Below are 12891 nucleotides of genomic sequence, written 5' to 3'. Positions count from 1 at the left end.
CAGACCTCAGCCCCGAGGCGGGCTCATTTGCCAGGGCATGCCGGGCAATTTGACCATCTCGCCCTTGCATATCGCGCAATGGCTGACGAACCGTCCCCTGTCCCAATGGCTGGCCTTGAAATCGACCTGATGCCGCCCGAACAGATTGTGCAAGATCATGCCTCCGCTCCCAGCACGGATTGCGCACGATCGTTCGCAGCCGACGCATGGCGAACTGCCGCGCCCACGGTGGGTGCCGGTTTCAGGCAGGCGATGATGGTGTCGATCACCGCGCGGGTCTCGCGCGGATCGCGCACGCACACCGTGTCGACCCCCAGCGTCTTGGCGGGATAGTCGTTGCCGCCGGGAAAGATCGCATCGCCGACGAAAAGCATGGCATCGAGCGATATGCCGCTGACGCCCTGCAATTTCGTCAGGCCATACGCCTTGTCGACCCCTTCGCGCGTGACGTCGATCGACGTTGCGCCGCCCATGTTGATCGAAAGCCCCGGGAGCCGCTGACGAAGGTCGCGCTGAATGACCTTGCGCTTCGCAAAGTCGGGATCCCATTTTTCCTTGGCATCGATCGGAGCTTTCTGACCCAGCGCCGAGAAGGTGATCTGGCTGCCGCGGTCCTCGACGCGTTCGCCCCACACGGTTTCGGGAACGAAGCGGGTGGCTTCGAGTGACGCGTCGAAGGCTCCGAAGATGAGCTGCTTTTCATCGTCCGCGAACAGTTCGGCATAGACCGGCCGCCATGCGCCGGAACCGTGAGTGTAGAGTTTGGTGCCCGTCGTCGGCATAAGCCACAGCCGCGCGATGTTCGCGCGGGCAGGAAGACGCGACGCGACCTGTGTTTCGAACTGGGGCCAGTCGCCGCCCGAGATCACCGCGACATCGACGACATCGAGAAGATCGGCGAGCGCTTCGCCCATCGCGGCATCGAGCGGCTGCTTGCTTTCCGCAAGCGTCCCGTCGAGGTCGAAGGCAATGAGCTGTTTCATGTAGCGGAAACGCAGCGTTGTGCGACGACCAGGTCACCCACGAACGGGCTCGGCTTTGCCTTGGCGCAATTCGCCGGTCCGCCGCCCCATTGCGCGATTACCGGAATATCGAAGGTCAGGCCGCGGCGCTCGCGATATTCGTTGATACGCCTGGCAAAATAGCAAGGGAGATCGAAATTGTCGATCGAGCGCCCGTCGCGCTGCGCCCGGCCCACGGCCATCAAAGCCATTTGATGATGATAGAGAAGTTCGTTGAGGTCCATATCGTCGCTCCGTTCGGCGGGAGCGCAAGAGTCTCTCAGTCGTCGGCACGCTCGGGAAGCCGTCGATATTCCATATGTGGTGTCGCGGCTGCGGATTTACAATCGGCTGCCGATTAAGCGATATATGCTCTTGGCCCGACTTTGGATCGCTGGGGCGTCCTTTGGTCACGAGTTCAGAGGATGAAAGGGCTTCGCCGGGGCGGCGGAGCCCTTTTGCCGTCGCGGCCCAGGCAAATTCGCTGACGCAATCCGCGCCTATTGGCCGGTTCCGGCCAGGCGGCGTTCGGACGCGGATCGAAAATATCCGACATTCGTCATGATCCCGCGCGGGCGACCCATTGCGGACCTTAGCGTGTGGAAAACGCGAAGGGCCAAATAAGTCGCGGCTTCGATCGACTAGCGCTGCAAATGGAATGACGAGAAACAGACGTTCAGGGCTATAACCCTCGCAGTCCTGCGAAAAGTGCCCGTAAAGGTTACCAAAAGCCGTGTTGCGGACGTAATTCTCGAAAATTTCGGCAAACGCGCCGAAATGGCGCCGGCATCGACCCTTTTTCGCTGTCCTTCCGACCCTTTGGTGCGCAGCATCGCGACGTGACCGAAAGCGGGGGCCATATCCATCTGATCCTGCCTGACCCGATCGAACGGGCGGCCTGTTTTCGTGTGCTCGCGGCAGGCGCCGATCGGGTCGTGCGTAGCTTTGCGAGCGCCGACGCCTGGCTCGAGGCGGAAGGCGACGATCTGTCCGCTATCCTGCTTTTTCACTGGCGCCAGCCGGGGCGGACGGACGGCGCGGCGCTGCTCGATCGGATCGCCGGGAGTCCCGCCATCACCGCCTTTGTCGCCGCCGAACAGCTCAGTATCGCCGAATCGCGCGCCATCCTGCGCGGCGGCGCGCGGGATTTGCTGCCCGCGCCGCTCGACCCGCGCCTCGTCCGGCGCACGATCGATGCGGCGCTTTCCGACTGGCGCGCGGCGCAGGACGCGGTCGCCCGACGCCGCGAGGCCGAAGCGCGGCTGGCCGCGCTGACCCCGCGCGAGCGCGACATATTGGACGCGATCGCCGTCGGCCTCGGCAACAAGGCGATCGCGCGTCAGTTCGACCTCAGCCCGCGCACGGTCGAAGTGCATCGCGCGAATATCATGCGCCGGGCGGGGGCGGGCAATATCGCCGAATTGCTGCGGTTGCAGTTCACCGCCGAACCTGCGCGCGCCGCGCCGGTCGATCGGGTCCGTTTTGGTGCATGATCGCGCGGGAACCCGGCCAAGTGCCAAACGTAGCGCCTATAAGGAAAATGAACGGTATATCGCCCTTGAGTTGGTCCCCATTGGCGCTGCCGTTCATCGCCCGGGGTCAACCCCACCTGACCCCGGGCAAACAACAGGGCCGGCAGGGATGTTCCTCCCTGCCGGCCCTATCGCTGTCCGGTAACCTGCTCTCGCTGGTCGGCGCGGCCCATCGAGAGCAGGATCGGGTCCGACGCCTGCCGCGCCATGAAGTCTGCCTTGCTTGCCAGGCCCTGCCAGCCGATGCCGATCAGCGATTGCGCGATTGCACCCCCCAATGTGTCGCCGGGGCCGGGCAGGATGATGACGTCGGGCGCATATTCCTTGACCGCGACCTGCACCGACAGCGCGAAATCATAAGGCGCGAGGATCTGGTCGCCGAAGGTGTAATCCCAAACCTCGGCAGGGTCGCTGGAGAAGCGCCGCCAGATATGCCCGCGGCCGTCGACCATCGGGATCGCCGGGGCGGCGAACAGCGAGGGCGGCAGTTCGGCCTTCGCCTTGTCCGAGCTGCCGAACATCAAAGGCGTGTGGAAGGGGCCGTGGCCCGCGAGGCGCAGCGGGTCGCGGCCGGGGGTCGGCGACGCTTCGGCGAGCAGCGCGGCGAGGCCTTCCTCATTGCCCGCGAGGACGAGCATGCCCGCGAGGTCGATCGATAGTGCGAGATCGTGGCCCGGCCGCTCGGCGATGGCGGCGACCAGCGCCAGTAGCGCATCGCGAAGCCCCGGAACCGGGCGCCAGTTCTCGTCGACAATCTGAAGGAGGATTTGCCCGCCGGGGCCGTGCGTCTGGCTGTTGAGGCCCATCGCGTTGGATATGCGGAAGCCGTCCGCGACCGAAACCGCGCCGCCAAGCGCAAGCGCGCTGTACCAGCCCATCGAATTGCCCGCGACCGCAACGACGTCGAACCTGTCGCGGTCGATACTCAGATAATCGAGCGCGGTGGCGGCGTAGATCAGCGGCGCGGCGACGTCGCCGCGCATATGCGTCGCCACGCTAAAGCGCTCGGCACCGTCGAGTTCGCTCACCGTCGGCTGGCCACGATCGCGGCGCTGGGCGTCGAAATTCGCGATGTGGCTCGCGAAGCGCTGGCCGTGCAGCCGCGCGATGCTGCCGAGTTCGCCCTTGCCATAGGTGCCGCGTCCGGGCGCGATCACGATGGCGGTCTTGCGGGCGTTCATGCCAGCAACTCCTTTGCGGCGGCATAGATGGAATCGCGGCTCGGCAATGTCAGAGTCGCGGCCCTGCCCAGCGGGATGAAGCTGTCGTCGGCGGCGATGCGCTTCAGCTTCTTGTCCGGCGTGCGCTCGACAAATGTCGCCATCAGCGCCTCGCTCTGCGATCCGGTGATGCGGCATTCGTCGACGATCAGGATGCGTTTCGCGTCGCCGACGGCGGCGACGAGCTTGTCCTCGTCGACGGGTCCGAGCCAGCGCAAGTCGATCACGCGCGCCTTCACGCCATCGGCGGCGAGCAATTTCTCCGCCTGCCGCGAGAGATAATAACCATTGCCGTAGGTCACGATGGCCAGGTCGCTGCCCTCGCCATGAACGCCGACGTCGCCGAGGCCGATCGGCTCGCCCTCGCCGGGCGCTTCATAGACGCTCGTCCACAGCCCATCGCCTTCTTCGTGCAGGTCGCGGGTCATATAGAGCGCGATCGGCTCGACGAAGACGACGACGCGCTGTTCCTCGCGCGCCAGCCGCACACATTCGCGGAGCATCGCGACCGCGTCGCGGCCGTTCGACGGCACCGCGAGGATGACGCCCGGAATGTCGCGAAAGACCGCGAGGCTGTTGTCGTTGTGGAAATGGCCGCCGAAGCCCTTTTGATAGCCAAGCCCCGCGATGCGGATGACCATCGGGTTGGTATATTGGCCGTCGGAGAAGAAGCTGAGCGTCGCCGCCTCGCCGCGGATCTGGTCCTCGGCATTGTGGACATAGGCGAGGAACTGGATCTCGGGCATCGGGACAAAGCCGTTGTGCGCCATGCCGATCGCGAGCCCGAGGATCGCCTGTTCGTCGAGCAAGGTATTGACGACGCGCGCCGATCCGAAGCGCTGGTGGAGCTTTGCCGTGACGTTGTAGACGCCGCCCTTCGGCCCGACATCCTCGCCCATGACGGCGATTTCCTTGTGCGCGAGCATCAGGTCGGCCAGCGCCCAGGAGAGGAGCCGCGCCATGTGCATCGGCTTGTCCATCTGCGCGGCGTCGCTGCCGAACATCGCCTTGCGGTCTTCGGGAGACGGTGTGTTGGGCCGCGCCACCTCGCGCTTCGGCGGGATCAGGCTGTGCATTACATGCGCGGGCGTCGTGATCTTGGGCCGCTGGATCGCCGCCTCGGCCTGCCGCGCCAGCGTCGCGCCAGTCTCTTCATAGGCCTCGACGATCTCGGCGCGCGACATCCAGCCGTGCGCGTCCATCAGCGCCGCACCCGCAAGCAATGGATCGCGCGCCTCGTCGGATTCGATCAGCGCCTTGGGCAGATAGGCGCCCTGCACGTCCGAGCCGGCGTGGCCGTAGAGCCGCACGGTCGCCATGTGGAGGAAGACCGGCTTGCGATAACGCCGCGCATGATCGGCGGCCTCGGCGGCGCCGGCATAGGCCGAGACGAGGTCGGTGCCGTCGCATTTGATATAATGAAGCCCCGCGCGGTGGCGGAACTGCGCCTCGATCCAGCCCGTCGGCGTGCGCGTCGAGATGCCGATCCCATTATCCTCGCAAAGGAAGATCAGCGGCATCGGCGACCCCTGGAACGCCGACCAACCCGCGGTGTTGAACGCGCCTTGCGCGGTCGAATGGTTTGCCGAAGCATCGCCGAAGCTGGCCAGCACGACGGCGTCGTCGGGCAACGCGCAACCGGTCAGGCCCTGACGCCGCGCGATACCGATCGAAAAGGCCGCGCCCACGGCCTTGGGCAGGTGCGAGGCGATCGTCGAGGTTTGCGGCGGAATGTTCAGCGGTTTCGATCCGATCACCTTGTGCCGCCCGCCCGAGATCGGATCCTCGCTCGATGCGGCGAAGCTCAGCAGCATGTCCCACGTCGGGGTGCCGCCCGGAAGCTGGCGCGCGCGGTGGAGCTGGAACGCGTTCGAGCGATAGTGAAGGAACGCCATGTCGGTGACGCGGAGCGCCGCCGCGACCGCGGCATTGCCTTCGTGCCCCGACGAACCGATCGTGTAAAAGCCTTCGCCGCGCGCCTGCAGATGGCGCGATAGCCGGTCCATCTGGCGGCTCGTCAACTGCGACAGGAAAATGTCGGTGGCGTCGCGGCGTGACAGGCCGGCGGCGGCGGGATCGGGCGCGCCCGCGCGATCGGGAAGCTTGCCCGCCGCCAGCGCCGCGAGGAATTTCTCATGTACCGCCTGCGCCGCGTCCACCTGTCTCTCCTGTCGCGCGGCCGGTGGTTACAAGTAGTGGTTACAAGTGCAACGATCAGGCCGGTTTTGCCGCGCGCTAGAACGGAGCAGTCGCACGCGCAAGCATCTCTTGCCTTGCCGCGCCCGCTCGCGCTACCACCATATTCGATGCACGATCGGGGCGGGGCCATCTTTTCAACATGATATCCTTGTGGATCGCCCAGGCGTCGGCAGCGGCCGAACCGTCGAGCAGCGACACCGGGGGAGGATGGCTGCTCGATCCTGAACTCATCGATCCGGGCTATAGCCAGACGATCGCGGGCGGCGAGATCCAGACCGCCTTTCCTCCGCCGCCTCCACCCCCGCCGCCGACACCCGAGTGGCTGAAGTCGCTGCTCGGCGCGCTCGGCGATTTCTTCGAATGGAGCGCCCCCGCGGTCAAGCCGCTGATGTGGATCGCGGTCGCGCTGCTCCTGCTGTTCCTCCTCTATCATTTCGTCCCCGCTTTCGCGCGGTGGGTCGATACCCTGCGCTACGGACGCAAGCGCGGCGGCGACACCGACGATCATGTTGGACAGGCCGAGGCGGGCGCGGCGCGCGCGCTGCTTGCCGAGGCCGACGCGCTCGCCGCCGAAGGGCGTTTTGCCGAGGCGGTGCATCTTCTGCTCTATCGCAGCGTCGAGGATATCGAGGGGCGCCGCCCGGGTCTCGTCAAGCCCGCGATGACATCGCGCGATCTGGCCGAGGCGAACGACTTGCCGTCGGTCGCGCGCGGGGCCTTCAGCCGCATCGCCCGCGCGGTCGAGATCAGCCTGTTCGGCGGGCGGTTGATCGATGCCGGCGCGTGGGAGCAATGCCGCAGCGCTTATGCCGAGTTGACGGTGCCGAAGAATTGGGCGCGCGCATGAGCAACGCAGCGACGAACGACCATGGCTTCAACCCGCGACTGATCGCGGCCGTCGTCGCCATCGGGGTGATCGCCTTCATCGCGCTGTGGGCGCTGATCGCGCTGGCGCCGCAGATCAGCAGCGGCAACGACGGCGGCGGCCATGCCTTGTCGAAGGCGGCGCCGGGTTATGCCGGCATCGTCGACCTCGCCGAACGCGCGGGCGCCGAGGTCGAGCTGCGGCGGCGGGTCGAGGTGGAATCCTATGAGGAATATGAACCGCTTCTGGTTCTGACCCCGACGCACCGCACCCGCGCACCCGAAATCGCCGAACTGCTCGACGCCCAGCGCACCGGCCCCGTGCTGATCGTGCTGCCCAAATGGCAGACAATGGCCGTGCCGGGGCAGACGCCGAAACCCGGCTGGGCCAGCGCAGGGTTTCCGGTGCGTCCGCCCGCCAAGATGCTGCCGCCTGCCTATTTTGGAACGGTCGCGATCAAAGCGGCGCCGAGCAAGGCGCAGCAGGTGCCCGCTCGGCTCGGCGGCCGCAGCTTCGCGGCCTCGCTACCCGGCAATGTCCAGACGATCGAAGGCAGGAATCTGGAAATGTTGATCGCGGGGCCTGGCGGCGCTGCGGTGCTCGCGCAGGTCGGCGAGCACGACATCTATGTCCTCGCCGACCCCGACCTTATCAATAATCTGGCTTTTGCCTCACGCGACCGAGCTAGTGCGGGCGTCGTTTTGATCGACGCGCTCGCCGAATATGCCGACGCCGACGGGCTTGCCTTCGACGTCACGCTCAACGGTTTCGGCGGCCAGCGATCGCTGCTTCGCTTCGCCTTCGTGCCGCCGTTCATCGGCATCACCCTCTGCCTGATCGCCGCCGGGATGCTGGCGCTGTGGCAGGCGTGGATGCGCTTCGGTCCGGCACTGAAACCCGGCCGCGCGATCCCGGTGTCGAAAGCGGCGCTGATCGCGAACAGCGCCGACCTGATCCGGCAGGCACGGCGCGAACTCGACGGCGCCGACGCCTATGTGAAGAGCCAGCGCATCGCGATCGCGCGGCGACTGCACGCCCCCACCGGGCTCGACGATGCCGAAACCGACCGCTGGATCGACCGGCATCTGCGCGGTGGCAGCGACCTTTTTTCCTCGCTCGCGCGGCGCCTGCCGCTCGCGCGCAATACGCATGAATTCCTCGCAGACGCGCAGGCGCTGCACGACATCAGGAAGGATCTACTCCGTGACAGCTAATCCCGTCGCCCAAAGCGTTCAGAGCGTCCAAGCGCTCGGTGCCGCGATCGAGGGCGAGGTCGCGAAGGCGGTCTTCGGCCAGGGGCCATTGACGCGCATGGTAACGATCGCGTTGCTCGCGGGCGGCCACGTCCTGCTCGAAGGGCCGCCGGGCACCGCCAAGACCCTACTCGCGCAGGCGTTCGCGCGCGCCACCGGCCTCGATTTCGGGCGCATCCAGTTCACCCCCGACCTGATGCCCGGCGACATTTTGGGGTCGAACCTCTTCAACTTCCAGACGTCGAGCTTCACGCTGACCAAGGGGCCGATCTTCACCGAACTGCTGCTCGCCGACGAAATCAACCGCACCCCGCCCAAGACGCAGGCCGCGCTGCTCGAGGCGATGCAGGAACGCCGCGTCACCATCAACGGCGAGCCGCACGCGATGAGCCCGCGCTTCACCGTACTCGCGACGCAGAACCCGATCGAGCAGCAGGGCGTCTATCCTCTGCCCGAGGCGCAGCTCGACCGTTTCCTGTTCAAGCTCGTCGTCGATTATCCCGACGCCGCCGAGGAACGCCGCATCGTCGCCGACCATGGCGGGCGCTTCAAAAGCCCGGCGGTTAGCGATTTCGGCGTGGCGCAGGTCGCCGATGCCAAAACGATCGGCGCCGCGATCGACACGATAGCGACCGTCCGCCTGGCCGAGGAGATCGTCGACTATATCGTCCGCCTCGTCCGCGCGACGCGCGAGAGCGCCGACCTGGAATGCGGCGCGAGCCCGCGCGCCGCGACCCTGCTCGCGCGCGCGGCGTGCGCCGCGGCGGCGCTCGACGGGCGTGACTATGTCATTCCCGACGATGTCCAGCGCCTCGCCGCGGGCGTGCTTCGCCACCGCGTCATCCTGTCGGCGGCCGCCGAGATCGAGGGCCGCAACGTCGAGCAGGTCGTCGCGGCGTTGCTCGATCGCGAGGAAGTCCCACGGTGATATACCCCACCCGCCGGGCGATCTACTTGCTGCTCGCGGGCGCGCCGATGGCGCTTGCGCTCGGGCTGATCCGGCCCGAGCTGTGGTCGGTCGCGCCCGGCTGGATCGGGGTGATTCTTGCCTGCCTGATTCTCGACACCATGGCGGGTACCAATCCGCGTCACCTGAGCCTCGACGCCCGCTTTCCGAATCAAGTCGGGGTCGGCGACCCGTTCGACCTGTTGCTCGCCGCGAGCGGCCGCGATGTCCCGCCACGCGCCGAAATCGCGCTCGCGCTCGACGAACGGCTGGCCGAGGGTGGCCGGCTCGCGGACGATATGCGGCGCACGGCAAGCGGCGAAGCGCTGGTCCGTACCCTGTCGCTCACCGCGTCGCGGCGCGGACAGGCGGTCATCGATTCGTTGTGGATCCGCTGGGCAGGGCCGCTCGGACTCGTGTGGAAGCAGCGCAAATTCGCGATCGGGGGTGCGATCAACGTCGTGCCGAGCCTGCGCGCGGTGACCGACGAGGGGAGCCGGCTGTTCCAGCGCAATAGCTGGTTCGGACTTCGCCAACAGCGTTTTCGGGGCGAAGGCACCGAATATGAGGCGCTCGCCGAATATCAGCCGGGGATGGATCGCCGCGCGATCGACTGGAACGCCTCGGCACGGCACGTCAAATTGCTTGCCAAGGAATATCGCGTCGAGCGCGACAATCGCGTCGTGCTCGCGATCGACGGCGGACGGACGATGGCCGAGCCCGTCGGCGGCATGCCGCGCGTTGACCGTGCGGTGTCGGCGGCGCTGCTGCTCGCCTATGTCGGCTTGAAGCTCAACGATCGGATCAGCCTCTTTTCCTTTGCCGCGAAGCCGCAGGCACTGACCCCCGCCTATATGCACACGCAGGATTTTCCGGCCCTGCAACGCGCAGCGAGCCTGATCGACTATGCGCATGTCGAGAGCAATTTCACCCTCGCACTGACGACGCTCTCGGCGCAGCTCAACCGCCGCTCGCTGATCATCCTCTTTACCGAATTCACCGATGCGACGAGCGCCGACCTGATGATCCGCGCAGCCGGACGGCTGGTGCAGAAGCACCGCCTGTTGTTCGTCGTGATCCGCGACGAAGAGGTCGAGAGCGAGGAGCGCCGCCGCCCCGAAACCGGCGCCGACGTCACGCGCTCGAACGTCGCCGCCGCGATGCTGCGTGACCGCCAGCTGGTGATCGCGCGGCTCCAGCGCCTGGGCGCCGACGTCATTGAGGTACCCGCCGACGCGATGGGGGCGAGCGCGGTCGAGGCCTATCTCGGCATCAAAAGGCAGGGCAGCCTGTGATCCCCCCCGCTGCCTCCGCCCGCGCGGTCGACGCGCCGAGCTTCTCGACCGGCCGCTTCCGCGCCGAGCGCGAGGCCGACTGGATCGCCTTCGACCTGCTGCTTGCCAAGCTCGAGAAAAAGGGTGCGAAGGCGCTGACCAGCGACGAGTTGCTCCAACTGCCGCTCCTCTATCGCGCGACCCTGTCGTCGCTGTCGATCGCGCGCGCGACGAGCCTCGACAAGGCGCTGCTCGACCATCTCGAGGCGCTGTCAATCCGCGGCTATTTCCTCGTCTATGGCGTGCGCGAGAGCCGTTGGAGCCGCCTCCGCCGCTTCTTCCTCTACGACTGGCCCGCTGCGGTGCGATCCGTCTGGAAGGAAACATTGATCATCGCGCTCGTCATCCTGCTCGGCGCGCTGACCAGCTATTCGCTCGTGTCGAGCAACCCCGAATGGTATTTCAACTTCGTCGACGAGGAGATGTCGGGCGGCCGCGACCCGCGCGCAACGGCCGAATTTCTCCAGTCGACGCTGGGGCACGGCAAGGCCGCCGGCGAAAAGGGCGAAAGCGGGCTGCACGTCTTCGCGACCTATTTGTTCACGCACAACAGCCGCGTGTCGATCCTGTCCTTCGCGCTCGGCTTCGCCTTCGGCGTGCCGACGCTGATGCTCGAATATTATCAGGGGATCGGCCTCGGCGCGATGATGGCGGTCTTTTCCGCCAAGGGGCTCGGCTACGACTTCGGCGGCTGGCTGTTCATCCACGGCACCACCGAATTGTTCGCCGCCGCACTGTCGGGCGCCGCAGGGCTGCGCATCGGCACCGCGGTCGTCTTTCCCGGCGCGCGCGGACGGCTGCAGGCGGCGTCGGATGCGGGGCGCACTGCGGGCAAGGTGATGGTCGGTGTCATCCTGATGCTGTTCGCCGCCGGCCTGCTCGAAGGGTTCGGGCGCCAGCTGATCACCGACACGATGCTCCGCTATGCGATCGGCTCACTGATGCTGCTTCTCTGGCTCGGCTATTACTACATCCCGCGGCGCGAGGATGTGACGTGACCGCCGCCGCCAACGCGAAACAGCGCGCCGTCAAGGCAAAGAAGATCCGCCAGTTCATCACGCCCGAAGGGATCGACCTCGAACTCAGGATCGCCAGCGCGGGGCTACGTTTCGGTGCCTTGCTTGTCGATTTGTTGCTGATCGTGCTGACGCTGTTCCTCTTTTCCCTGTTCATGCTGTGGGTCGGGCTCGCCTCGCGATCCGACGTCACGGTCGTCGTCTGGATGCTCGGCGCCTTCGTCCTGCGCACCTTCTGGTTCATCGGCTTCGAACTCGGTTCGCGCGCCGCGACGCCGGGCAAGCGCCTGATGGGAATCCGCGTCGTTGCGCGCGATGGCGGGCGCCTGACCGCAGACGCGGTGGTCGCGCGCAATCTGATTCGCGAGCTCGAGCTGTTCCTGCCCCTGATCATGCTCGGCGCCGGCGCGTCCGAGGATATGGTGTCGGGGTGGATCATGCTCGCCGGCGTGCTCTGGTCGCTGACCTTGAGCCTCTTCCTGCTGTTCAACCGCGACCGGATGCGGATGGGCGACCTGATCGCGGGAACCTGGGTCGTGATGGCGCAGCGCGTCAAGCTCGATGCCGATATCGCGAGCGACGCCGCAGGCGAGGCGATGACCTTCACCGACACCGAGCTCGCCGTTTACGGGATTTTCGAACTGCAGGAACTCGAACGCGTGCTGCGCGGCCGCGACCCGCGCGCGATGCGTGAGGTGGCCGACGCGATCCGCGCCAAGATCGGGCGACCCATCGCCGAAGAGGATGACGTCTTCCTGCTTTCCTATTACCGCCAGCTGAAAGCCCGGCTCGAACGCAAATTGCTGTTCGGCAAGCGGCGAGAGGATAAATATGCCAGCGACTGACACCGTTTCCGTCACCGAAGCCCTCCACGCGCGCCGCTCGGTACGTGCCTTTACCGACAGGCCGGTCGATCCGGCGCTGCTCAAGGAGATTTTCGCTGCGGCGCAGCGCGCGCCGTCGGGCGGCAACCTGCAGCCGTGGCAGGTGACGGTGCTCACGGGCGAACCCTGGCAGGCGGTGAAGGATGCCGTCGCAGGCCGGATCGCGATGGGGCGCGAGGGCCAGGAGCCCGAATATGACATCTACCCCCCGGCGCTGACCGCACCCTGGACCGACCGCCGCTTCGGGGTCGGCGAGGCGCTGTACGCGTCGCTCGGCATTCCGCGCGAGGACAAGCGGGGGCGCCTCGCTCGGTTCATGGACAATTACCGGGGTTTCGGCGCACCGGTGATGCTTTTCCTCCATTGCTCGCGCATCATGGGCCCGCCGCAATGGTCGGACATGGGCATGTGGCTGCAGTCGGTGATGCTGCTGCTCGTCGAACATGGCCTCGCAAGCTGCCCGCAGGAGTGCTGGGCGATGTACGGTGCGACGATCCGGCGGACGCTGAGGCTCGACGAGGGGCAGATTTTGTTCACCGGGCTCGCAATAGGCTATGCGGATAACGATGCGGCGGTGAACCAGTGGCCGGTGCCGCGCGCGCCGCTGGGTGAAGTGATCGATTGGCAGGGGTTTTAGGGAA

At 66.5% G+C, this 12891-nt stretch carries 13 protein-coding genes; 8 read left to right on the top strand and 5 right to left on the bottom strand.

Annotation, left to right across the window (positions count from 1 at the left end; genetic code table 11):
* Positions 1 to 6 precede the first annotated feature (6 nt).
* From VSX79_RS16575 to VSX79_RS16565, 3 genes are read right to left on the bottom strand one after another with little or no spacing between them, the layout of a single operon-like run.
* Positions 7 to 159: a hypothetical protein gene (locus tag VSX79_RS16575; protein ID WP_179493437.1), complete on the bottom strand. Its 153-nt coding sequence runs from the start codon at positions 157 to 159 to the stop codon at positions 7 to 9.
* Complete coding sequence (locus VSX79_RS16570) at positions 156 to 983, bottom strand: HAD-IIB family hydrolase (protein ID WP_326913893.1); 828 nt, start codon at positions 981 to 983, stop codon at positions 156 to 158. The genes VSX79_RS16575 and VSX79_RS16570 overlap by 4 nt, the downstream gene beginning before the upstream one ends.
* Positions 980 to 1246: a hypothetical protein gene (locus VSX79_RS16565; protein WP_179493439.1), complete on the bottom strand. Its 267-nt coding sequence runs from the start codon at positions 1244 to 1246 to the stop codon at positions 980 to 982. The genes VSX79_RS16570 and VSX79_RS16565 overlap by 4 nt, the downstream gene beginning before the upstream one ends.
* Positions 1247 to 1840: 594 nt before the next feature.
* Here VSX79_RS16565 and VSX79_RS16560 point away from each other — a divergent pair.
* Positions 1841 to 2494, top strand: coding sequence for a response regulator transcription factor (locus tag VSX79_RS16560; RefSeq protein WP_326913892.1), 654 nt, complete (start codon positions 1841 to 1843; stop codon positions 2492 to 2494).
* 167 nt (positions 2495 to 2661) lie between these two features.
* Here the strand turns inward: VSX79_RS16560 and VSX79_RS16555 are convergent, their stop codons facing one another.
* Positions 2662 to 3714, bottom strand: a complete 1053-nt coding sequence (locus VSX79_RS16555) for an ACP S-malonyltransferase (RefSeq protein ID WP_326913891.1) — start codon at positions 3712 to 3714, stop codon at positions 2662 to 2664.
* Positions 3711 to 5912 carry a thiamine pyrophosphate-dependent enzyme gene (locus tag VSX79_RS16550; protein WP_326913890.1) on the bottom strand — a complete coding sequence of 734 codons (2202 nt, stop codon included), beginning with the start codon at positions 5910 to 5912 and terminating at the stop codon, positions 3711 to 3713. The genes VSX79_RS16555 and VSX79_RS16550 overlap by 4 nt, the downstream gene beginning before the upstream one ends.
* Before the next feature lie 179 nt (positions 5913 to 6091).
* Here VSX79_RS16550 and VSX79_RS16545 point away from each other — a divergent pair, with 179 nt between their 5' ends.
* The 7 genes from VSX79_RS16545 to VSX79_RS16515 are packed head-to-tail and all read left to right on the top strand — an operon-like array spanning position 6092 to position 12887.
* Positions 6092 to 6799, top strand: coding sequence for a DUF4129 domain-containing protein (locus VSX79_RS16545; RefSeq protein WP_179493442.1), 708 nt, complete (start codon positions 6092 to 6094; stop codon positions 6797 to 6799).
* Positions 6796 to 8031, top strand: a complete 1236-nt coding sequence (locus VSX79_RS16540; RefSeq protein WP_326913889.1) for a DUF4350 domain-containing protein — start codon at positions 6796 to 6798, stop codon at positions 8029 to 8031. Before VSX79_RS16545 ends, VSX79_RS16540 begins: the two co-directional genes overlap by 4 nt.
* Positions 8021 to 8998 carry an AAA family ATPase gene (locus tag VSX79_RS16535; RefSeq protein WP_179493444.1) on the top strand — a complete coding sequence of 326 codons (978 nt, stop codon included), beginning with the start codon at positions 8021 to 8023 and terminating at the stop codon, positions 8996 to 8998. Before VSX79_RS16540 ends, VSX79_RS16535 begins: the two co-directional genes overlap by 11 nt.
* Positions 8995 to 10311, top strand: a complete 1317-nt coding sequence (locus VSX79_RS16530; protein WP_179493445.1) for a DUF58 domain-containing protein — start codon at positions 8995 to 8997, stop codon at positions 10309 to 10311. Before VSX79_RS16535 ends, VSX79_RS16530 begins: the two co-directional genes overlap by 4 nt.
* Positions 10308 to 11348: a stage II sporulation protein M gene (locus VSX79_RS16525; RefSeq protein ID WP_326913888.1), complete on the top strand. Its 1041-nt coding sequence runs from the start codon at positions 10308 to 10310 to the stop codon at positions 11346 to 11348. The genes VSX79_RS16530 and VSX79_RS16525 overlap by 4 nt, the downstream gene beginning before the upstream one ends.
* Positions 11345 to 12211: an RDD family protein gene (locus VSX79_RS16520; RefSeq protein WP_326913887.1), complete on the top strand. Its 867-nt coding sequence runs from the start codon at positions 11345 to 11347 to the stop codon at positions 12209 to 12211. Before VSX79_RS16525 ends, VSX79_RS16520 begins: the two co-directional genes overlap by 4 nt.
* Positions 12198 to 12887 carry a nitroreductase gene (locus VSX79_RS16515; protein WP_179493447.1) on the top strand — a complete coding sequence of 230 codons (690 nt, stop codon included), beginning with the start codon at positions 12198 to 12200 and terminating at the stop codon, positions 12885 to 12887. The genes VSX79_RS16520 and VSX79_RS16515 overlap by 14 nt, the downstream gene beginning before the upstream one ends.
* Positions 12888 to 12891: the final 4 nt, after the last annotated feature.

It is taken from the genome of Sphingopyxis chilensis (assembly GCF_035930445.1).
Classification (GTDB): Bacteria; Pseudomonadota; Alphaproteobacteria; order Sphingomonadales; family Sphingomonadaceae; genus Sphingopyxis; species Sphingopyxis chilensis.
The sequence above is the reverse complement of the archived record's forward strand: the minus strand, read 5'-3'. Positions and strand labels throughout refer to the sequence as shown.

What these genes read in the sequence shown, in the direction of transcription:
- VSX79_RS16575 (WP_179493437.1), bottom strand. Translation starts at nt 159, where the DNA reads ATGATCTTGCACAATCTGTTCGGGCGGCATCAGGTCGATTTCAAGGCC.
- VSX79_RS16570 (WP_326913893.1), bottom strand. Translation starts at nt 983, where the DNA reads ATGAAACAGCTCATTGCCTTCGACCTCGACGGGACGCTTGCGGAAAGC.
- VSX79_RS16565 (WP_179493439.1), bottom strand. Translation starts at nt 1,246, where the DNA reads ATGGACCTCAACGAACTTCTCTATCATCATCAAATGGCTTTGATGGCC.
- VSX79_RS16555 (WP_326913891.1), bottom strand. Translation starts at nt 3,714, where the DNA reads ATGAACGCCCGCAAGACCGCCATCGTGATCGCGCCCGGACGCGGCACC.
- VSX79_RS16545 (WP_179493442.1), top strand. Translation starts at nt 6,092, where the DNA reads ATGATATCCTTGTGGATCGCCCAGGCGTCGGCAGCGGCCGAACCGTCG.
- VSX79_RS16540 (WP_326913889.1), top strand. Translation starts at nt 6,796, where the DNA reads ATGAGCAACGCAGCGACGAACGACCATGGCTTCAACCCGCGACTGATC.
- VSX79_RS16515 (WP_179493447.1), top strand. Translation starts at nt 12,198, where the DNA reads ATGCCAGCGACTGACACCGTTTCCGTCACCGAAGCCCTCCACGCGCGC.